Origin of the sequence: Streptomyces cucumeris (genome assembly GCF_024295805.1) — a bacterium.
GTDB classification, from domain to species: domain Bacteria; phylum Actinomycetota; class Actinomycetes; order Streptomycetales; family Streptomycetaceae; genus Streptomyces; species Streptomyces cucumeris.
Map to the genome: position 1 here is coordinate 370,465 of NZ_JANCLX010000006.1, position 20,781 is coordinate 391,245.

Below are 20,781 nucleotides of genomic sequence, written 5' to 3' on the forward strand. Positions count from 1 at the left end.
GAACGGGTCCCTCGGGGCCCCGGCGTTCAGGAGGACGATCATGGCGGTACCGGCCCTCGCCCGCTCCGGCAGCGCCTCCGCGCCGCGGATGCTCCAGATCTACCTCAATGACCATCTGGCCGGTGCCACGGCCGGGGTCGGGCTCGCCCGCCGGCTGGTCCGTGACCACCGGCACTCGGCGTACAGCGGTGAGCTGACCCGGCTCCGGGCGGAGGTCGCGCGTGACCGCAAGGCCCTGCTGTGGTGCATGGCCGCGCTCGACGTACCGACCCGCCGCTACAAGGTCTACGGGGCGTGGGCGGGTGAGCGGCTCACCCGGCTGCGGCCCCGGGGCCGCACCCGCCGCCGCTCCGGGCTGAACACCGTGCTGGAACTGGAGGCGATGCGGCTGGGGGTGGAGGGCAAGGCGCTGCTGTGGCGCACCCTGCTCGCGGCGGCCGTGCACGACTCCCGTCTGGAGACCGGCCGTCTCGCGGAACTGCTGGACGCGGCGGGAGGCCAACTGGCCGTCCTGGACTCCCTGCACGCCCGCGCCGTCTCGGCGCTGGTCTCCCACGGCGATGCCCCGGCGCCCCACCCCGAGGCGGCGTCCGCCTGATCCCCCTCCCGCTCTCGGAATCCGGCCCGTGCGCGGACCCGCTCGGCGGCCGTGGCAGGATGCCGAAGGCGGGGGTGACGGGGGTGACCGAGGTGAAGAGTGACGGTGCCACACGGCGGTCGGTGATCGCGGTGGCCACGACGGGCCTGGTCGTCGGTATGGCGTTCCTGGCCGAACTCCTGTGGCTGTGGGGCATGACCCATCCCGCTCCCGAGGCCGACAGTCCCGCCCTCGCCCTCTTCGTACTGCCGCTCTTCGTGCCGTGCGCCTTCCTGCTCGCGCTGGCCCTCACCGTGGCGCTCGTCCTGCCCTCGCTGTGGTGTGCGCGGCGGGTGGGCGCGCGGATGAGCCGGGAGGACGCGTGGTGGTGGCCACCGCTGCTGGGGGCCGCCGTGTCCGCCGGTCCCGTGGCGCTGACCGGACTGGCGGCGCTGCCCGCCGGGGCGGTGGCGGCGCCGGAGGTCTATCTGGTGTGGTGGGGGCTGATCGCGGCGCTGGTCGTCCCCGGCACACTGCTGGCCCGGCTGGCCCGGCGCCGTGCCGTGGAGGGGCGCCCGCTCAGGGCGGTGCGCACCGTGCTCGGCAGGGGTATCGGTGCCGTGGTGGTGTCCTTCGTGGCGGTCCTCGGCGGCGCCGCCGCGCTCGCCGCGCTCCTCAACTGAGCCCGGCCGCAGGAGGGTTCAGGGTCCGGACCCGGAAGCGGGGGGCGGCACCACGGGCTGCGGGGCCGGTTCGGCGAGCCGCGGAGGGTGGTCGTAGCGCATCGCGACCGGGCTTCCCGCGCCCTGCCGCCACAACCTGCTGAGCTCGGCGTTGGCCACGCGTTCAGCCGCGCGGTCGTCCGGCAGCGGCAGGTGGAGCGCCGTCAGCAGATCGAAGCGGTGCAGATCGAAGGCGACCGCCAGCACCTCGCCGTACGCCACCGCCGCGTGCACCGCGGCCGCGTAGGCGGCCCAGCAGATGACGGCCGGGGCCAGTGCCAGCAGCAGCCACCCGTGCGACCGCCACAGCAGCGCCACCGCGAGGGGAACGACGGCGGCCGCGGTGACACAGAACCGGGCCGCCGCGTCCAGCGCGTCACGACCCTCGGCCACCGCGGCGCGCATCCGGTCGCTCAGCACCGGCTCCAGCCGGGTCCACACCACCACCGCGTCCAGGCCGTAGAGCCGTCCGGCGCGGCGCTCGGCCGCCGTGAGCGCGTTGCCGAGCCCGGTGGGACGCAACAGATGGTCCTCCACCGGGAAGCGGCTGCGCTGCCAGGCGCCGCGCTCGCCCTCGCGCTGTACGAGGGCGGCGGTCGGCACCGCGTTGCCGTGCGGCCAGCCGAGCGGACCACGGCGCCGCCGCTGCAGCGCCGTGCACCAGGCGGCGGGCCAGGCGAGCCAGCGCGGCCAGTACCCTTCCAGCCAGCGCACCAGGGAGAGTTGCAGCGGCATGGTGATGACGCCGACGAGGGTCACCCCCAGCACGAGCAGCAGCAGCTCGCCCGCCTTCAGCCCGGCCGCCGTCCGCCAGGCCCGCTCGAACCGCACCGGATCGGGGGCGCCCGCCCACACCAGCACCAGGACGAACACGGTGCCCGCGGCGGTGGGGAGGGTCGAGACGAGGAAGAAACGGCCGGAGAGCGCGGGCGACAGGGGCTTCGCCACGCTGTCGAGCTTCACCGGCGCCCCCGTACCGCACCGCGTGCCGTCCGGCTCATCGCACCCATGTGGTCTCCCCGTGCCCCGGGTCCCTGGCGCACCGGGGCGACTCCCCGGCGTCCATGAACATCATCCTGTTCTCCTCCCCGCACACCCCGCACCGGAAGAGATAGATCTCGTACTCGGTGGAGCGTCCGGGCAGCGGCAGCAACGGGTCGCCGACACCCGTGACATGTTCGAGGGGCAGGTCGTCGAAGTCGTCGGGGGTCCGCTGTTCATCCGTCATGGTGTCCTCCCGGTGGCGGGCATGAGATAGGGGGCGAGGAGCTCGGCCAGGGCCGGGTCGTTCAGATAGGTCCTGCGGCCGCCCCCCAGGGGATTTCCGGTCCCCTCGCAGGTGATGTTCCGTGCGATGCCCTCGAACTTCTCGGGCAGCGGGCCGAAGGACAGCGGATCCAGCCGGCCGTCGAGGTTCACCCAGCTCCGCACCCCCGGCGGCCGCTTTCCCCGGCCGTCCACGGGCGCGGGTTCGAGCCGGGGGAAGATGGCGTCCAGGCCCATCGGCGTCCCCATCGTCAGCAGGAGTTCGACGGACAGCTCGGGCCGCTCCCACAGCGCCTCGTAGGCGATGACGGAACCCATGCCGTGCGCGACCAGCACCCGCGGCCGCTGGGCGGCGACCGCTTCCGCGACGGTGTGCCGTGCCGCCTCCCGGCGGGTGTCGTCGGACAGGTAGGTGATGAACTCCCGGGTGACGACGGGCAGCCAGTCCGGGATCCCACCGAACCGCCGGCTGAGGGAGTCCATCAGGCCCCGGAGGGAGAACCTGCTCCGGGTGTTCGCTTCCGGCAGCAGTTGCTGCGCCGCGGCCACGGCGTCCAGGTCGACGCCGTCCGGTTCATCCGGATCCGGTCGCAGCACGGACCGGTAGGGCAGCGTGCGCAGATCCACGCCGTCCGCGGAGAGGGGAAGACCGGTCTTCAGCAGATGGGGGCCCAGTCCGGCGGTCCACGGGTCCAGTTCGGACGGGTGGAGGAACAGCACCCGGGGCACGGGGGCGCAGGGCCGCCCCAGGGGGGTGCCGCGGTCGAGGTGCCAGGCCCGTGGAATCCCCTCGCCGTCCACGGTGACGGCCGCGGGCCGTCCGTCGGCGCCGGTCATGGCGGTGAACGCCTCGACGGGGCCGAGCCCTTCGGGGGCGAGGTCCTCGACGGCGCCCGGGGCATCCAGCGGGCAGAGGGTCAGCGCGGACCGGGACCCCAGCACCGCGGCCCGGCCCCCGGCCCACGCCACAAGGCCCAGGTGAGGAAGGAGTTCATCGCGCGGGTGGCCGAAGTGCACCTGGCGCAGCCGGTCCTCCTCCTCGGGAAAGTAGCAGGACAGCGTAGGGGGGCGCGGACCGGTGAACACCAGGGCGGGCCCGGGCGGCCGGGTCTCGACCGCCATGGTGAGCGGACCGCCCGGCTGGTGGAACACCGTGGACGGCGCGGACCAGGGGCGCGCCGGGAACGGAGCGCGGGCCGGGTCGGGATCGGCGGTACGCGCGCTGCGCACATGGTTCGCGACGGCCAGGCTGACCACGCGGTAGCGGGTGATCCCGTGGGCGTCCACGGTGGTGGTGACCAGCCCCCGGACCGGCACCAGCGCCTCCCGCACCTCGTAGAGGGAGGGCGGCGCGCCCCCGGACGTTCCGCACCGGCGCTGGATGTCGGTGTCCGCCAGTCCCCCGCCCCTGGTGTCCGCGAGGATCTTCAGCGCGGGCCGGGTCCAGGGGTTTCGGGCGTCGGCGAGCAGCAGTTCCACCACGTCGTTCAGGGCCGTCGGCACTCCGGAGCCGACCCGTTCGGCCTCGCCGATACCCTCCAGCGGTTCGCCCCTGGAGGCGATGAACCCGGCGAAGGCGCGTGCCGTGACGATCTGTTCCGTGGGGGCGGCCCGCTCGACGAGCGTCTCGGCGACCGCGTCGCTGAACGCCCGGCGCACGGGGGCGTCGTCCAGGCGGCGGTAGAAGGGCGCCGAACCGAGCATCTCCTCGCACACATTGCGCACCGCGCGCCGCCGCATGTCGCGCGTGGCGGTGAGCCGGACGGTGAGTGCGGGCCGGTCGTCCGCGGTCAGCTCCCTGGTGTGCCGCCCCGCGCGGCAGCCGACGAGCACCCGGCACACCCCGGCGTCGAGCAGGGGCAGCAGCACCTCGCGCACGATGGCCCGGGCATACGGTGTCTCGTCCAGGGCGTCGACCACGATGAGCGGCTGGTCCCCGCGGCGGTGGAGCCGCGCCACCACGTCGTCCACACCGCGCGGTCCCTCGTCCGTGGCGCCGAGCCGCGCGGCCAGCAGATGGATCAGGGCGGTGCTGTGGGCGCCGACCGCCGACACCATGAAGGCCGCCGGGCGGCCGGATTCCTCCCGTACCCACTGCATGAGCGTGGCCAGCAGGGTGGTCTTACCGCTGGCCTCGGGGCCGAGCACCAGGGCGAGCCGCGGAAAGGTGGCGGGGCCGTCGACCCAGCGGGTCAGGGTCCGGAAGGTCGGCGCGTCCCGCGGATATCTCCACAGGGTGCGCTCCGCCGCGCTCCGCTCCGGTGACGCCTCATAGCCGGGGTTGGGCAGGAACCCGGTGTGCACACCATCGGTGAACCGCGGACGCAGCAGCGGCCGCGCGACGGTGGGCTCGTCGGTCAGCAGGTCGATGAGGCCGATCACCTCGTCCAGTGAGATGTACGGCTCGGAGGCCGGCTCTCTCCGGCCACGGTCCGCCAGCCGTTCCAGGGCGTCGGCGAACGCGTCGGTGAGCCTCCCGGGGCGGATCCCCGGAGCGGGGCCGACGAGGGTGTCGAAGCCAAGGGCGGCGAACCCGTCCACCGCGGTCCCCTGGCAGGCGTCCACGATCAGCACCCGACGGCCGCCGCCCGGGTCCTGGTGCCGGGTGGCGAGCGGCGCGTCGGCGCCCGTGGTCCCGTGGCCCGCGATGTGGACGATCAGAGTGTCCGCTTCGGCGAGGCCCGAGGTGACCTCGTCGATCACCCGCCCGTACTCCCCCTCGGGCGCGTCCGTGGTGACACGGCTGATGCAGCCGAACTCACTGAAGGCCAGGGCGAGTCGGCGGCATCCGGACGCGGTGGCCGGGTCCTCCCGGGTTCCGTCGGCGAAGCTGAGGAACCAGCGCCGCCCGACGGGTCCGCTCGCCGCCGGAGCCGGTCCCATACCGCCCGGTTCCAGGATCCGGTCGCGCACCACGCCCTCGGTGTCCCCGGTGAACAGATGGGAACGGCCGCCGGCCGTGAGCACCGCCAGTGCCGAGACGTCCTCCGCGACGGGCACCGTGGGCAGGAACGGCACCCCGCTCTCCAGGTCGTACAGCTCGACCCCGTCGGGCCCGGCCACCGCCACGATCCGCTGACCGGCGACGTCACCGCAGGCCAGCGCCCCCGGCCGGGCACCCGCCGCCCGCCGCCACGACTCCCGCAACCGCGCGGTGGTGAGGTCGACGGCCACCACGGCCCCGTCCGCGTACAGCGCCACCGCCGTCGCCCGGCCCGACGCCGTGGTGGCGCACACCACGGCGGTGACCGCCGTCTCCCCGCCGTGGACAGCCAGTCGGCCCCGGCCGGTGGTGAGGTCCCAGACCCACAGCTCACCGTCGGCGGAGGTGACCACCACGTCCCTGCCGGCCATCTGGGCGGCGGCCACCCGGATCCGGCCGCGCACACCGTCCTCGTCGGGCCCGGTCTCCCCGGCCGTGCCGCCGTCCCGCAGCGCGGAGTCGATCCGCCGGGCGTAGGCGGTGAGTGCACCGCCGAGCCCACCGAGCACCGAGGCGGCCACACTGGCGAACGCCCGGCCGTCGGCCAGTCCGAGCGAACCGCCGGGGTCGGCGGCCAGCACCCGGAAGTCCAGGGAGCCGCCGAAGGGTTCGGCCAGCGCCTCGGGGGCCGCGATCAGTGTGGTGAGCACCTCGTAGGCGCGGGTGCGGGTGAGCCCGGAGGCCAGTTCGTCCCGGACGCCGTCGCGGAAGTCGTACACCACCCGGTCGGGGTCCTCGCCCCGGTGGCGCTCGGTGCCGCGCACCAGCAGCCCGGAGAGGAACACCTCCGCGAGCTGCGCCGGGCCGCTGTCCGGCAGCAGGGCCTGCTGGAGCCAGCGCATCAGCGGCAGGGTGAGGGGCGCCGCGGAGAGCAGGAACGCCAGCTCCACCGCGGCGGGCGTCGCCCAGGTGCGGAAGTCCTCCACCAGGGCGGCGGCCGGTGTCCCGTGGTCCGGCACCGGGGCGGTCACGGGGTCGGGCTCACCGTGCGCGGGGGCCGTCGCGAGGTCCACCGCCGCGCCGGGGTGCCAGGTGGTGCGGCTGCCGGACACCGCCTGGGCCCAGGGGCGCAGCCACTCCGGGTCCAGGGTCACCAGCGGCACCAGGTCCGGTGAGGGACAGCCGCCCCCCGCGGCGACGGTGCCGCCGGGGCCCATGGGACGGACGGTCAGCCGGGCCGGGCCGGTGGCGCGCAGCGCGGCACGCACCGGGGGCAGCCAGGTGCGGTGCCACAGATCGGGGGGAAGTACCTGGACCACGGCCAGGGAGGCGCGGCGCGCCCACTGCCGTAAGGTCCGGGTCATGGCCGGGGTGCCCCACAGTTCGCCGAGGCCATCGGTGACCACGAGGATCAGACGGCGGCCCGCGGGGTCGTGGAGCTCGGCCGGATTGCGTCCCTCGGCGGCCGGGGCACCGCGCCCGTCGCCACCGCCGGGGCCGTAGCGCAGGACGAGTTCGGGGTCGTCGGCGTCGAAGCGCCAGATCCGTACGTCCCGGAAGGCCCCGTGTCCTTCGACGAGCGCGCGGAAGTCGTCCACCGTGCGCCGCCACACGGACATGGACACGCTCTCGTCCACGACCAGGGCCAGTTCCAGCCAGCGCTCGGAGGCATGGCGCAGTGCCGGGAGCGGACGGCGGGCACGGGCGGAGCGGTCGGCGGTCAGCGGCTCGTCGAGCACCCGGCGGCCGGGGGCGCGCACCCGCCGTTTGAGCGGGCGCAGGGCGCGGGCCAGCTCCAGCCGGTGCGGCAGGGCGGAGGGCGCCCGCACCGGCAGGGGCGTGGCCCGGGCGCCGTCTCCGGTCCCGCCGCCGCCTGTGGCCCCGGGGGTGGCGGGGCTGTGCAGCGGAGCGGCGGGCACCCGGAGCGGCTCGGCGGGCCGCGTCTGCGGTGCGCTGTCGTCCGCGGGCTCCTCGGAGGGCTCCTCCGCCACCGGCGGCGGGGCGGCTGGCACCGGCGGCGGTACGGGGAGTTCACCGGGCGGCGGCTGCGCCGGTTCCGCCGCCGCCGGTCCGGCGCCCCGGACCTCCTCCGCGAGCCAGAGCAGTTCGGCCAGCTCGCGGGCGGTGAGCTCCTCGTCGCCGCTCAGCTCCCGGGCCAGGGCGAGCAGATGGGTGAGGTCACTCATGCCGTGTCGTTCAGCGGGCGGAGGAGTTCGCGCAGGACGTCGGGCCACTCGGGGTCGTCGGTGTGCTCGGTCGTGCTCTCCATCTGGAGGGTGTTGAGCAACTGGTCGGTGGCCAGCAGCTTGCGGCCCTCCTCCAGGTCGCGTGCGAACCGCTCCAGCCGGGACGCCGAGGCCCGCAGCACCTCCGGGCCGAGGTGGGCCTCGACGATGCGCTCCAGCTTCTTCCGGGACGGGGGGCGGATGTCGAGCCGGACGCAGCGGCGCACGAACGCGGGCGGGAACTCGCGCTCGCCGTTGCTGGTGAGCACCACGACGGGGAACTCCGCACAGCGCACCCTCCCGTGCCGGACCGGCTCCCGCCGCCCGTCGTCGGTCATCACCCAGACGTCGCACGCGGGGTACCGCTGGAGTTCGGGGATGGTGAACTCGCCCTCCTCCAGCACCGAGAGCAGGTCGTTGGGCAGATCGACATCGCCCTTGTCGAGCTCGTCGATGAGCAGCACCCGGGGGCGGTCGGAGGGCAGCAGGGCAGTGCCGAGCGGACCGAGGCGCACGTACTTGCCGATACCGCCGGGGTGTTCGGCGGCGCCGGTGGCGGGGTCCTGGGTGCGCCGCTCGTCCTGGAGGCGGCCGATGGCGTCGTAGGCGTAGAGCCCGTCGGCGAGCGTCGTACGGCTGGTGACCGACCAGCGCAGCACCCGGCCGAGGTCCAATTCATGGGCGATACCCCGGGCCAGGCTGGACTTCCCGGTGCCGGGTTTGCCGGTGACCAGGAGCGGACGGCGCAGCCGGAGCGCGGCGTTGACCATGCGGGCCTCTTCGCGCTCCGCGCGGTAGGTGGTGACGACATCGGTCCGGGCGGGCCCCTCGTCCCCGTGCCGGGTGCAGATGTCCTCCCCGCCCGGGACGGTCTCGTCCGACTCCTCCGTCCCGTCCGCACCTGCCGCGCCGTCCGCCTCGGCCGACGCTTCGCAGGGAACCGGTCGTCTGCCGTCGAAGCGCCGCCAGGGCGGGGCGTCGGGGAGGGTCCAGGCGGTGCGGCGGGCGCCGTCGCCGTGGTAGATCCACCAACTCGGGGGCACGGACGCCTGGTCCGCCCCGGCACGCGCCCCCGGCACCACGGCCCCCGTCCCGGGCGCTCCGGCGGGCGGCTGCTGGTCTTCGGGGATCATCCGTTGCCTCCTCTGTGGGCCCTGGGGCCGCCGAGTCTTCTGAGCCGTTCGGGGTGCCAGCCCGGGTTGTCCCACAACACCGCGATACCCGACCCGTCATGGGCCCCGTCGGCGCACCGGGCCGCTTCCTGGCGCAGCGTCAGCACCGTGGCGGGCAGTCCGGACAGCCCCGCACCCGCCTCGGCCAGGGCGGCCACCCGCCGGGCACGGCCGGGCGGTACCCCACCGTCCCGGTGGCCGCGCCACCAGACGGCGGCCGGTACGCCCTCCTGGATGGCGGAGAGCAGGGCGTCCGGTACCGCGGTGGTCAGATGCGGATAGGGGTAGGTCAGGATCAGACAGCTGATGTCCTTGCGGGAGGCGACCTCGGCCGCCAGCACGTGCGGCGCCGCCCCGTCCGCCACCAGTGGCGGCGGGTCCTCCCCGGACCGGTCCCCGGCCTCGTCCGCCGGGGTGCCGTCGCCGTCCAGCCAACAGGCGCGCGGCGGCGGTCCATCGGCGGCCGGCGGTCCGTCCAGCGGCTCCCAGCGCGCCACCCACTGGGAGGTCGACCAGCCGTCGCGCAGCCGGTCCAGCGAGCGGACGACCACCCGGCCGCACCGGCCGATGGGGCGGTCCGCGGCCAGCCGTCCCCCGCCGCGCAGGTTCCACTCGTCCACCGGCCACCCGAGCGCCTCCCACGGCAGCAGGAACTCGAAGGTCAGCTCCTCGGGGTCGAGATGCTGGACGTACGGCTGGAGCCGGGCGATCAGCGCCTCGGCACGGCCCGCGATCTCGGCCGCGGTGTACAGGGTGTCGTCCTGGACCTTGACGCCGAGGCAGCGGCCCCGGCGGTAGAGCCAGGCCGCGAGCCGGTACCGGTCGGCGCCCGGCGCGGCTCCCTCGACCCGGACCAGACAACTGGTCACGGAGGTGTGGCAGATGTCGGGCACCGAGGCCGCCGCGTCCGCCGCGGCGCGCTCCTCGGCCAGCCGCTCCGCGGGCACCCGGTCGGCGCGGGCGAGGGCCACCGTGTCGATCCAGCGTCGCAGGTCGCCGCGGGCGGCGTCATCCGCGCGGGCGGCGAGGTGTTCGAGGAAGACGAGCAGCGGGGGGACCCGTCCGGCGGGGCTGTTGCGCGCGTCGAGCTCCTCGACCAGCGCGGTCACCGTCCCCGCCCGCTCCGCGGTCAGCAGTCCGTCCCGGGCCGCCGGGAGCCCCAGGGAGGAGGCCGCGGCCCACAGCGTCTCGCACAGCTCGGCCGGCTCGGCGGGACATCCGGGGTCGGCCAGCAGCGCGTCCAGGTCGGCGCGTTCCGCCGGGCCGAGGAGCCCGGGGTCGATGGCCGGGGGGACGTCCCAGCGCTCGTTCTGGATCGCCTGGTAGCTCTGCCACTGCTCGGCGATCCACCGCTGCTGCCCGTACTCCTCCTCCAGCGCGGTGAACAGCCGCCGCAGGGCGTCGGGGTTGTGCACATGGGGCCGCAGCACACCGTCCAGCGCCGCCTTCAGCGGTCCGGGGCCCTCGGCGGGCCACGCCACGGCGAATCCGGCCTGTTCCAGCAGGACCCGGGCCTGGGCGGGGCTGAGGCGCTGGTCCAGCACCGCGACGAAACGGCCGCACCACAGACTGCGCGCCTGTTCGGCCGCGAGGCCGGGCAGGCGCGCGGAGACGAGTTCGCTCGGGGTGGCCACGGGGCGGTGCCTCAGGAGGTGAGGGTGGCGAGCAGCTCGGCCAGGCGGCGCACCGGTGTGCCCTCGTTGCTGTACACGTGTCCGCTGCCGTCCGCGGAGGGCAGGGTGCCGCCCGCGCGGTGGACGGCGGCGACCCGCCACTGGTCGTCGAAGGCCGGGGAGCCGGAGGAGCCGGGCAGGGTGTCGGTGAAGTACAGCAGCCGGTCCTCGTCGCTGTGGCTGACCACGTTGTGGTAGAGCGCGACCTTCTTGGTGCCGCCCGCGGGATGCTGGACGATGTTGAGGCGGCGCGGGGTCACGGCTCCGGCGGGGGCGAGCTCCAGCGCACCCCACTCGGCGTTCAGCGGGTCGCGGGAGCGCACCACGGCCAGATCGTGCTCCTCGGAGACGGCGAAGCCGAGGGCGGGGTCGAGGGCGAAGCTCCGGCCGCCGTCGATCTCACCGTCCGTCCGCTCCTGGTAGCCGAGGACGATCCGGGCGGTGGCGGCCGTCTCCGCGTCCGGCAGGACATGGTGGTTGGTGACGACGAGGTCCCCGGCGACGAGGAATCCGGTGCCCAGGGCTTCGGTCGGCCCGCGCAGCAGCCCGACGGAGCGGGCCGCCCGCACCCCGTGCTCCAGGAAGGACAGCGGCAGCAGGGTGCTCTGACTGCCCATCAGCTTCTCGGCGCCGGTGGCGCTGAGCCGGACGCCGGGGACCGCCGGAGCGGGTACGGCGGACCGGTCGAACTCCGCGGCCAGCGCCGTCCGCAGCTCGGCGTTCCCCGGGTACTCGCTGACGGCGACGGTCAGCAGCCCCTCCAGCCGGCCCCGGTTGTCCGCCTCGCGCAGCACCGCATGCCACACATCGAGCGCGGAGCCGCCGAAGTCCACCATTCCGGCCGGGATGTCGGAGGCGTCCAGCACCCGCCGTATCGACCGCGCCTCCGGATAGAGCTTCGCCAGCAGGGCGGTGAGCATGGCCCGGACAGGCCCCCCGTGCGACACCATGACCTCCCGCCGGCCGCCGATGACGACAGCTTACGACGCGTCACCCCATGGTTGCCATCTGTCCCCATGACGGGATCGGCGCCGGTCCGCACCCCCCTGAACGGCGCGTGCCCGCGGGAGGTTCCCGGATCGCTCCCGTGCGCCGGGCCGGTCACCCGTCCGGACGATCCTGGGCGGCTCCGCGGGGCGTTCCCGGCCACCGGGGTTCCGTGGCGGGGCCGGATCCGCGTGGCGCGATGTGCCTCCCGCGGCGGCGGCCACCTTACAATCACGGGGAGAACGAAGCCCTGTTCAGCACGGACTTGAGGCTGCACCATGGCACCCGGCGCCAGGCGGACACGCCGCCCGCCGCCGTGGCGGGCCGCGGTGTAACGAAAGGCCGCACCCCATGCGAATCCAGCACCCGCGCCATGCCGATCCCCTGGCCGCGCTGAGTCCGGCCGAATCGGCGCGCCTGATGGCGGTCATGCGTGACACCGCGCTGAGCCGCGGTCAACTGCCACTGCCCGCACGCCCGGTGATCGGCCAGTCCTGGGACCGGATGCTGCGGCTGGGGCTCGACCCGGACCGCGGGGGCACCCCGCGCGCGCTGAGCCTGGACGAACTGGAGCGGCGGCGGCAGCAGACCCGGCTGGCCGATGTGCTGCCCACCCTGCACAGCGGACTGCTGGAGGCGGCGGAGGCGGCCGGTCATCTCATGATCATCGCCGATGGGGAGGGCCGGGTCCTGTGGATCGACGGCCACCGTGGCATCCGCCGCCACGCCGACGGCATCGCGCTGGTCGAGGGTTCGCAGTGGGCCGAGGAGGTCACCGGGACGACCGGGATCGGCACCGCGCTCGCCGTCCGCGCCCCGGTCCGGGTGCACTCCGCGGAGCACTTCGTCCGCGCCTTCCACACCTGGAGCTGTGCCGCCGCGCCGCTGCGCGACCCCCGGGACGGACGGCTGCTGGGCGTCATCGACATCAGCGGCCCGGCCCCCACCGCGCATCCGACCGTGCTCTCCCTGGTCACCGCGACCGCCCGGTGGGCCGAGGGCGAACTGCGGCTGGCCCACAGCCGGGAGCTGGACCGGCTGCGCGCGGTCGCCGCGCCGGTGCTCGCCCGGATCCGGGGCAAGGCGGTCGCGGTCGATCCGCACGGCTGGGTCGTCGGGGTCACCGGGGTGAACCCCCGGGACCGGCGGCTGCTGCTGCCGAAGGCGGCGGCCGACGGACCGGTGTGGCTGCCCGCGCTGGGAAGCTGTGTGGTCGAACCCCTCCCGGGCGGGCATCTGCTGCGGGTCCTGGAGGGCGAGTACGGCGCGGACGGCGTCCCGGCCGCCGCCGGCCGGCTGGTGCTCGACGTCCGCCATCCGCACCACTGGTCACTGACGTTCTCCGGCCCCGCGGGCACCTGGACCCATCAGCTCAGCGCCCGCCACGCCGAGGTGCTGCTGGTGCTGGCCGCCCACCCCGGGGGGCGTACCGCGGCGCAGCTCGCCGAGGACCTGTTCGGCGATCCGACGCGCACGGTGACCGTACGGGCCGCGATGTCCCGGCTGCGGGGCCGGCTGGGGGCGGTGCTGGCGCACCGCCCGTACCGCATCGCCGACGGGATCCGGCTGGAGGTGACCCGGCCGGACCGGCCGCGGGACCTGCTGCCGCTCAGCGTGGCCCCGGCGGTGGTCCGGCTGCGGGACGGCCAGGGGTGACACCGGACCGCCGGGCGGCTCAGCGCTGTCCGGCGATCTCCTCCGGGCGCAGCACGGCGGCCAGCCGGTCCGGCGGCAGCAGCCCCTTCTCCAGGACGAGTTCGGCGACACCGCGGCCGGTGGCCAGGGCCTCCTTGGCGATGCTGGTGGCCGCGCGGTAGCCGATGTGCGGGTTGAGCGCGGTGACCAGTCCGATGGAGTTCTCTACGGTGGCGCGCAGCTGCTCGGTGTTGGCGGTGATGCCCGCGACACAGCGCTCGGCGAGGACCAGACAGGCCGCGCGGAGATGGGTGATGCTCTCCGAGAGGGAGTGCAGGATGATCGGCTCGAAGGCGTTGAGCTGGAGCTGTCCGGCCTCGGCGGCCATGGTGATGGCCACGTCGTTGCCGATCACCTCGAAGGCGACCTGGTTGACGACCTCGGGGATGACCGGGTTGACCTTGCCCGGCATGATGCTGGAACCGGCCTGCATCGGCGGGAGGTTGATCTCGCCCAGTCCGGCGCGCGGTCCGGAGGAGAGCAGCCGCAGGTCGTTGCAGCTCTTGGAGAGCTTGACGGCGATGCGCTTGAGGACCCCGGAGAGCTGGACGAAGGCACCGCAGTCCTGGGTGGCCTCGACCAGGTTGGCGGCGGTGACCACCGGCAGGCCGGTGATGCTCTCGAGGTGGCCGCGGGCGGCTTCGGCGTAGCCCGCGGGGGCGTTGAGGCCGGTGCCGATGGCGGTGGCGCCGAGGTTGATCTCGTGCACCAGACCGGCGGCCTCCAGCAGCCGGCTCTGGTCCTCCTCCAGCATCACCGCGTAGGCGGAGAACTCCTGGCCGAGGGTCATGGGCACCGCGTCCTGCAACTGGGTGCGCCCCATCTTGAGGATGTCCCGGAACTCCTCGGCCTTGGCGGCGAACGTCGCGCGCAATGTCTCCATGGCGGTGTGGAGTTCATGCACCGCGATGATGGTGGCGACCTTGACGGCGGTCGGGTAGACGTCGTTGGTGGACTGGCTGAGGTTGACGTCCTCATTGGGGTGGAGGTGGCCGTAGTCGCCCTTGGCGTGGCCGAGGATCTCCAGCGCCCGGTTGGCGATCACCTCGTTGGCGTTCATGTTGGTCGAGGTCCCGGCGCCGCCCTGGATCACATCGACGGTGAACTGGTCGTGCAGCCGCCCGCCGCGTATCTCCTCGCACGCGGCGGCGATGGCGTCGGCCTTGGCCGGGGTGAGCAGTCCGAGGTCCTCGTTGGCGCGGGCCGCCGCCTCCTTGACGGCGGCCAGGGCATTGATGAGGTGCGGATAGGTGGCGATCGGGGTGCCGGTGACGGGGAAGTTCTCCGAGGCGCGCAGGGTGTGGATGCCCCAGTAGGCGTCGGCGGGGACCTCGCGGTCGCCGAGCAGGTCGTGTTCGCGGCGGTGGCCGGCGGTGGAGGTCATGGCGGTCGGTGCTTCCTCGTGTGGCGGTGGGGCGGTGGGGCGGATCAGACGGCGGGCGGGGTGAGGGCGTCGACGGCGCGCAGCCGGCCGACGGTGGCACCGCCGCCGATCACCGGTGCGGTGGCGAACCCGGTGAGGACCTCGGGGTCCACCCCGCAGCGGGCGAGCAGCGCGGCGGTGACCGGCATCCGGGCCCGGTCCGCGCCGTCGGAGATCTTCACCGCGACCGCGTGGCCGTCGGGCAGCGCGGCGAGCTGGACGCCTTCGAAGCCGTCCTTGGCGATCAGTCCGGGTACCGCGGTCATCAGCCGGGCCACATCGCGTCCGGTGCCGGACAGCATCTCGGGGTGGGCGCGCAGGGCGGCCGCGACCCGGCCCTCGGGGGTGTCCGGGGCGGCGGTGGCGATCCGCGCGGCGGCCCGTGCGAGGCCGTGGAGGGAGACGGAGAACAGCGGTGCCCCGCAGCCGTCGACCGTGACCCCGGCGACCCGCTGGCCGGTCAGGTCCTCCACGGTGTCGGCGATCAACTGCTGGAGGGGGTGGGCCGGGTCGAGGTAGTCCGCAAGCGGCCAGTCGTTGAGCCGGGCGGTCAGCAGCATCGCCGCGTGCTTGCCGGAGCAGTTCTGGGCCAGTCGGGTGGGTCCGTGTCCGGCCCGCAGCCACGCCTCGCGTTCGGCCGCGCCGTAGGGCAGGTCGGGGACGTTGCGCAGCGCGTCCCCGGTCAGTCCGGCCTGCTCCAGGATCCGCCGGGCGACACTCTGATGACGCTCGTCGCCGGAGTGGCTGGCGGCGGTGAGCGCGAGCTCGGCGCCCTCCAGCGGCAGTCCGGCGCGGACCAGCGCGACGGCCTGGACCGGCTTGAGTGCGGACCGCGGGTAGAACGCCACCTCGGTGTCACCGGTCGCGAAGACGGTGTGGCCACCGGGTCCCAGGACCACCGCCGAACCGTGGTGCACTCCCTCGACGATCCCGCCGCGGACGAGGTGCGCCAGCGGGACGTGGCGGGGCTCACGGACGGCGGGGGGCTCGGCGGGGACGTGGCGGGCGGTGTCGGCCGGCAGCCCGAGGGGGGTCGTCATCACGGTGCTCTCGTGGTCGGAGGGATGGGTGGCGGAGGGCTGCCCGGCCGGGTGGTCCCGGCCGGGCGGCCCTCCGTGCCTGCGGGGTGGGGTCACCGGGGGGCGTTCATCCGGCGGCGTGCCGCGAACCAGCCGATGACCAGGGCCACGACGATCGCCGGGAGCGCCATCACGGTGATCCGGCTGGGCCCGCCGTCCGCCCACATCAGGACCAGGACGGAGGCGAGGAAGCCCAGGGTGACGATCTCGGTGTACGGGGAGCCGGGCAGCCGGTAGCCGGGCCGGGAGAGCTGACCCGTCTGGGTGCGGCGCCAGAAGAGCAGATGGCAGAGCATGATCATGCCCCAGGTGGCGAGGATGCCGAGCGCGGCGAAGTTGAGCACGATCTCGAACGCGTCGCTGGGCACCACGTAGTTGAGGCCGACGCCGAGCACACAGAAGAAGGAGGTGAGCAGGATGCCGCCGTAGGGGACCTGGGTGCGGCTCATCGCGCCGGTGAACTTGGGCGCGGAACCGGACATCGCCATCGAGCGCAGGATCCGCCCGGTCGAGTAGAGACCGGAGTTGAGACTGGACATGGCGGCCGTGAGCACCACCAGGTTCATCACTCCGCCCGCCGCCGGGACGCCCAGCTTGGACAGCACGGTGACGAACGGACTCTCGTCGCCGGAGTAGGAGCCGGACGGCATCAGCAGGGAGAGCAGCACCACGGAGCCGACATAGAACACGGCGACCCGCCACATGATGGAGTTGATCGCCTTGGGCAGGATCTTCTCGGGGTTCTCGGTCTCGCCCGCGGCGACGCCCACGAGTTCGACGGAGGCGTAGGCGAAGACCACGCCCTGGATGACCAGCAGCATCGGGAGCGCACCGTGCGGGAACACCCCGCCGTGGTCGGTGATCAGGCTGGGACCGGGGGTGTTCCCGGCCACCTTCTCCTGGGTGACCAGCAGGAAGATGCCGATCGCCATGAAGACGACGAGGGCGCCGACCTTGATGATGGCGAACCAGAACTCCAGCTCACCGAAGATCTTCACGGAGATCAGGTTGACCGAGAGCACCACGGCGAGCGCGATGAGGGCGATCACCCACTGGGGTATGTCGGTGAACATCCCCCAGTAGTGGGTGTAGGTGGCCACGGCCGTGATGTCGGCGATCCCGGTGGTGGCCCAGTTGAGGAAGTACATCCACCCGGCGACGAAGGCGCCCTTCTCGCCGAGGAACTCCCGGGCGTAGGAGACGAAGGCGCCGGAGGACGGCCGGTGCAGCACCAGCTCGCCCAGGGCCCGCACCACCAGGAAGGCGAAGATGCCGCAGACCGCGTAGGCCACGGCGAGGGAGGGTCCGGCGTCCTTGAGCCGTCCGCCCGCGCCGAGGAAGAGCCCGGTGCCGATGGCTCCGCCGATGGCGATCATGTTGACGTGCCGGGCCTTGAGGGACTTGCTGTACCCGGCGTCGCCCGCGTCCACGTGCTGGGGCGGCTCGGTGGGGGGTTGGTGGCGTTCTTCCTGCCGGAGGGACTGCTCGCTCACGCCTGCTGTCCGCCTTCCGTTCGTGCGCTTGGTGCGTTCGGTACTGGGCTGCGTTTTTGTGCGTGGGGGGTCGGGAGCCGTCGGCTCGGGGCTTGCGGGAGACAAGGGGTCCGGCGGCCTACGGGGCGCCGGGGGCCGGGGGGCCGTCCGCCGCGGGGGGCCGGACGATCGAGGTCAGGGTGGTCTCCACCCGTTCCAGATGGTGGGTCATGGCCTCGACGGCGTCCTGTTCGGATCCGTCGGCGAGCGCCTCGACGATCGCCCGGTGCTCCCGGTTCGACTGTTCGCGGCGGCCGCCGAGTTCGTTCAGGAACGCCGACTGGCGGGCCAGGGCGTCGCGGATCTCCTCGATGACCCTGCGGAAGACCGGGTTGCGGGCCGCCTGGGCCACGGCGAGGTGGAAGAGGGTGTCCATGGCCACCCAGGCGGTGGTGTCGGTCTCCCGCTCCATCCGCTCCATCAGGTGGGCCAGATGGTCGAGGTCCTCGGGGGAACGGCGCAGTGCCGCGTATCCGGCCACCGGGATCTCGATATGGCGCCGTACCTCCATCAGGTCACTGGCGGCATAGTCACCAAAGGTGGGGTCCTCCACCGGGCCGCTGGAGATGACGAAGGTGCCCTTGCCGGTGCGGGAGGCGGTCAGCCCCATGGTCTGCAGGGCCCGCAGGGCCTCGCGGAGCACCGGACGGCTGACCTCCAGGCGCCGGCACAGCTCCGCCTCGGAGGGGAGTTTGTCCCCCACCGCGTAGTCGCCGCGCTCGATCGCATCCCGGAGATGGCTGAGCACCGCTTCCATCGCGCTGACGCGACGGAGCGAGCCGCCCTCACCTGTCTGGCTGTCTGACAAGTTCACGCGCAGATCCTCAATCGCACACCTGAGCGTTGTCAAGAGATTCCGGAGCATGAGATTCCGGGAGCGACTCAGGCGAGCCTTACCTGACGTTCACTGCCTGCCACCACGCCCTTCCAGGGCGCGACGCGGAGGGCGGGCAGCGGGACCAGAAGGGGCGGAAGTCATAGTATTAAGGGAAATGTATCCGCAGATGGGACGGGTGCGATGGCCATCCCCGAGGGAATCGCGCCGACCGAGACGCATGTCCCCTTCGACCTGGCGGATGCGGCGACGGCGCTGATCGACGCGACGGGGGCCGTCATCGGCTGGACCGCCGCGGCGGAGGAGCTGGTCGGCTATCCACCGGCCGAGGTGATGGGACGGCCGGCCACCACACTGCTGGCGACACCGGAGGACACCGCGAAGGCCCTGGTCATCGCGGAGCGGTGCGTGACCGGGGGTAGCTGGGGCGGTATGGAGGAGATCCGCCACCGGGACGGCCGCCGGATCGACGTGGGACTGCGGGTCTGCTCGATGCAGGGGCCGGACGGCGGACGGTGCTGGCTGGTCTCCGCGATCGACATGGGGAAGATCCCGGCCTGGGCGGTGAGCGGTTCACTGCTCACCGCTTTCCTCACCCGTGCCCCGATCGGCATGGCGGTGCTGAGCCCGGATCTGCGGTACGTGTGGATGAACGACACCCTGGAGCGCTACGGCGGGGTGCCGCGCGCCGAGCGGCTGGGCCGCCGGATCGCCAACAGCATGCTCCCCGGTCTGGACACCGAGGCGCTCGAGGATCAGATGCGCCAGGTGCTCACCACCGGGGAACCGGTGATCGACTTCGAGTACCGGGGCTGGACCCTGGCCGAACCGCACCGCGAGCACGCCTACTCCACCTCCTTCTTCCGCCTCGACGGCGCCGACGGCAATGTGGTGGGCGTCTGCTACATGGGCATGGACGTCACCGACCGCTGGCGGGCGCGCGAGCGGCTGGCCCTGCTCAACGAGGCCAGCGCCCGGATCGGCAGCACGCTGGACGTGATGGGCACCGCCCAGGAGCTGGCCGAGTTCGCGGTGCCCTCGCTCGCCGACTTCGTCACCGTCGATCTGCTGGACTCGGTGCTGCGCGGTGAGGAGCCGCGGCCCGAGCCCGGGGACACCCTCCCCGCCTTCCGCCGTGCCGGACAGAGCTCCATCCGCGAGGGCTGCCCGGAGTCCATCGCGGAGCCCGGGGACGCCGTGGCCATCTCCCCCGCGTCCCCGTTCGCCTGCTGCTTCTTCTCCGGGGAGGCCCTGCTGGACCCGGCGATGGACGCGTCCATCGGGGCGTGGAGCGGGGACGATCCGGCACGGACCGCGAAGGTCCGCGAGTTCGGGATGCGTTCGCTGATGGTGGCGCCGATCGGCGCGCGCGGCACCGTGCTGGGTGTGGCCTCGTTCATCCGCTCCCGGCATCCGGTGCCGTTCGAGGAGGACGATCTGCTGCTCGCCGAGGAGCTGGTGGCACGGGCGGCGCTGTGCGTGGACAACGCCCGGCGGTACACCCGGGAGCACACCGCCGCGCTGGCGCTCCAGCGCAGTCTGCTGCCGCATGCGCTGAGCGGCGGCCGGGCCCTTGAGGTGGCCTCGCGCTATCTGCCGACGGACGCGCGCGACGGGGTCGGCGGCGACTGGTTCGATGTGATCCCGCTGTCCGGGGCGCGGGTGGCGCTGGTGGTCGGGGACGTGGTGGGGCACGGCATCAACGCGGCGGCCACGATGGGGAGGCTGCGCACCGCCGTGCACACCCTCGCCGATATGGACCTGCCCCCCGAGGAGTTGCTGGCCCATCTGGACGACCTGGTCATCCGGCTCACCGACGAGGAGGCGGAACAGGCCGGTGACACCGGGCAGGAGGGCATCGCCGCCGCGGTGCTGGGCGCCACCTGTCTGTACGCGGTCTACGACCCGGTCACCGGACGCTGCACGATGGCCCGCGCGGGCCATCCCACCCCCGCGGTGGTGGACCCCGACGGCGAGGTGTCCTTCCCGCCGCTGCCTGCCGGTCCCCCGCTGGGGCTGGGTTCGCTGCCGTTCGAGTCCGCGGAGCTGGAACTGCCCGCGGGCAGCCTCATCGCGCTGTACACCGACGGGCTGATCGAGACCTGTGACCAGGACATCGACGTCGGGCTCGGACGGCTGAGGAACACCCTGGGCCAGCCCGGTCTGCCGCTGGAGGAGCTGTGCTCCACGGTGGTGGACACCCTCATGACCGGGCGGCAGTGCGATGACGTGGCGCTGCTGCTCGCCCGCACCCGCGCGCTGGGGCCGGGCCATGTCGTCTCCTGGGACCTGCCCTCGGACCCGGCCGTGGTCGCCAACGCCCGTTCCCTGGCGGTGCGCCAGCTCGCCGAATGGCGGCTGGACGCGCTGGTGCCCACCACCGAGCTGATCGTCAGCGAACTGGTCACCAATGCCATCCGGCACGGCACCGGCCCCATCCGGCTGCGGATGATCCAGCACGACATGCTGATCTGCGAGGTGTCCGACACCAGCAACACCTCACCGCGGCTGCGCCACGCCCGTACCACCGACGAGGGCGGCCGCGGGCTGTTCCTGGTCGCGCAGCTGACCCGCCGCTGGGGCACCCGCTACACCGAGGGCGGCAAGCTGATCTGGGCCGAACAAGACCTCCCGGAAGCGGTATGAGGAGCAGCAGATCCACGCGGGCGCTG

14 protein-coding genes are annotated in these 20,781 nt (G+C 73.8%); 4 read left to right on the plus strand and 10 right to left on the minus strand.

Annotation, left to right across the window (positions count from 1 at the left end):
- Positions 1–40: 40 nt before the first annotated feature.
- Together NMK44_RS12355 and NMK44_RS12360 are read left to right on the plus strand one after the other, a co-directional pair.
- On the plus strand, positions 41–598 hold the full coding sequence (locus NMK44_RS12355; protein ID WP_254741670.1) for a hypothetical protein: 558 nt from the start codon (positions 41–43) through the stop codon (positions 596–598).
- A gap of 83 nt (positions 599–681) precedes the next feature.
- Positions 682–1,260 (plus strand): hypothetical protein, encoded by a 579-nt coding sequence (locus NMK44_RS12360; RefSeq protein WP_254741673.1) that lies wholly within the window; start codon positions 682–684, stop codon positions 1,258–1,260.
- A gap of 18 nt (positions 1,261–1,278) precedes the next feature.
- Here the strand turns inward: NMK44_RS12360 and NMK44_RS12365 are convergent, their stop codons facing one another.
- From NMK44_RS12365 to NMK44_RS12390, 6 genes are read right to left on the minus strand one after another with little or no spacing between them, the layout of a single operon-like run.
- Positions 1,279–2,247 carry a hypothetical protein gene (locus NMK44_RS12365; protein ID WP_254741676.1) on the minus strand — a complete coding sequence of 323 codons (969 nt, stop codon included), beginning with the start codon at positions 2,245–2,247 and terminating at the stop codon, positions 1,279–1,281.
- A gap of 49 nt (positions 2,248–2,296) precedes the next feature.
- Positions 2,297–2,527, minus strand: a complete 231-nt coding sequence (locus NMK44_RS12370) for a hypothetical protein (RefSeq protein WP_254741679.1) — start codon at positions 2,525–2,527, stop codon at positions 2,297–2,299.
- Positions 2,524–7,674 carry an ATP-binding protein gene (locus tag NMK44_RS12375; RefSeq protein ID WP_254741760.1) on the minus strand — a complete coding sequence of 1,717 codons (5,151 nt, stop codon included), beginning with the start codon at positions 7,672–7,674 and terminating at the stop codon, positions 2,524–2,526. The genes NMK44_RS12370 and NMK44_RS12375 overlap by 4 nt, the downstream gene beginning before the upstream one ends.
- Positions 7,671–8,846 (minus strand): AAA family ATPase, encoded by a 1,176-nt coding sequence (locus NMK44_RS12380; RefSeq protein WP_254741682.1) that lies wholly within the window; start codon positions 8,844–8,846, stop codon positions 7,671–7,673. Before NMK44_RS12380 ends, NMK44_RS12375 begins: the two co-directional genes overlap by 4 nt.
- Positions 8,843–10,519 carry a VMAP-C domain-containing protein gene (locus NMK44_RS12385; RefSeq protein ID WP_254741685.1) on the minus strand — a complete coding sequence of 559 codons (1,677 nt, stop codon included), beginning with the start codon at positions 10,517–10,519 and terminating at the stop codon, positions 8,843–8,845. Before NMK44_RS12385 ends, NMK44_RS12380 begins: the two co-directional genes overlap by 4 nt.
- 11 nt (positions 10,520–10,530) lie before the next feature.
- Positions 10,531–11,478, minus strand: a complete 948-nt coding sequence (locus tag NMK44_RS12390) for a trypsin-like peptidase domain-containing protein (RefSeq protein WP_254741687.1) — start codon at positions 11,476–11,478, stop codon at positions 10,531–10,533.
- A 418-nt stretch (positions 11,479–11,896) separates the two neighbouring features.
- Between NMK44_RS12390 and NMK44_RS12395 the strand changes: the two genes are divergently transcribed.
- Positions 11,897–13,201, plus strand: coding sequence for a GAF domain-containing protein (locus NMK44_RS12395; protein ID WP_254741690.1), 1,305 nt, complete (start codon positions 11,897–11,899; stop codon positions 13,199–13,201).
- A gap of 19 nt (positions 13,202–13,220) precedes the next feature.
- On the opposite strand, the gene aspA is transcribed toward NMK44_RS12395, so the two are convergent.
- The 4 genes from aspA to NMK44_RS12415 form a co-directional block, all read right to left on the minus strand.
- Positions 13,221–14,624 (minus strand): aspartate ammonia-lyase, encoded by a 1,404-nt coding sequence (gene aspA, locus NMK44_RS12400; RefSeq protein WP_254741692.1) that lies wholly within the window; start codon positions 14,622–14,624, stop codon positions 13,221–13,223.
- A 44-nt stretch (positions 14,625–14,668) separates the two neighbouring features.
- Positions 14,669–15,703: an asparaginase gene (locus tag NMK44_RS12405; RefSeq protein WP_254741694.1), complete on the minus strand. Its 1,035-nt coding sequence runs from the start codon at positions 15,701–15,703 to the stop codon at positions 14,669–14,671.
- 92 nt (positions 15,704–15,795) lie between these two features.
- Positions 15,796–17,235, minus strand: a complete 1,440-nt coding sequence (locus tag NMK44_RS12410) for an amino acid permease (protein WP_254741696.1) — start codon at positions 17,233–17,235, stop codon at positions 15,796–15,798.
- A gap of 118 nt (positions 17,236–17,353) precedes the next feature.
- Positions 17,354–18,088 carry a FadR/GntR family transcriptional regulator gene (locus NMK44_RS12415; RefSeq protein ID WP_254741699.1) on the minus strand — a complete coding sequence of 245 codons (735 nt, stop codon included), beginning with the start codon at positions 18,086–18,088 and terminating at the stop codon, positions 17,354–17,356.
- Positions 18,089–18,292: 204 nt separating this feature from the next.
- On the opposite strand from NMK44_RS12415, the gene NMK44_RS12420 reads away from it, so the two are divergent.
- Positions 18,293–20,755, plus strand: coding sequence for a SpoIIE family protein phosphatase (locus NMK44_RS12420; protein ID WP_254741702.1), 2,463 nt, complete (start codon positions 18,293–18,295; stop codon positions 20,753–20,755).
- Positions 20,756–20,781 lie beyond the last annotated feature (26 nt).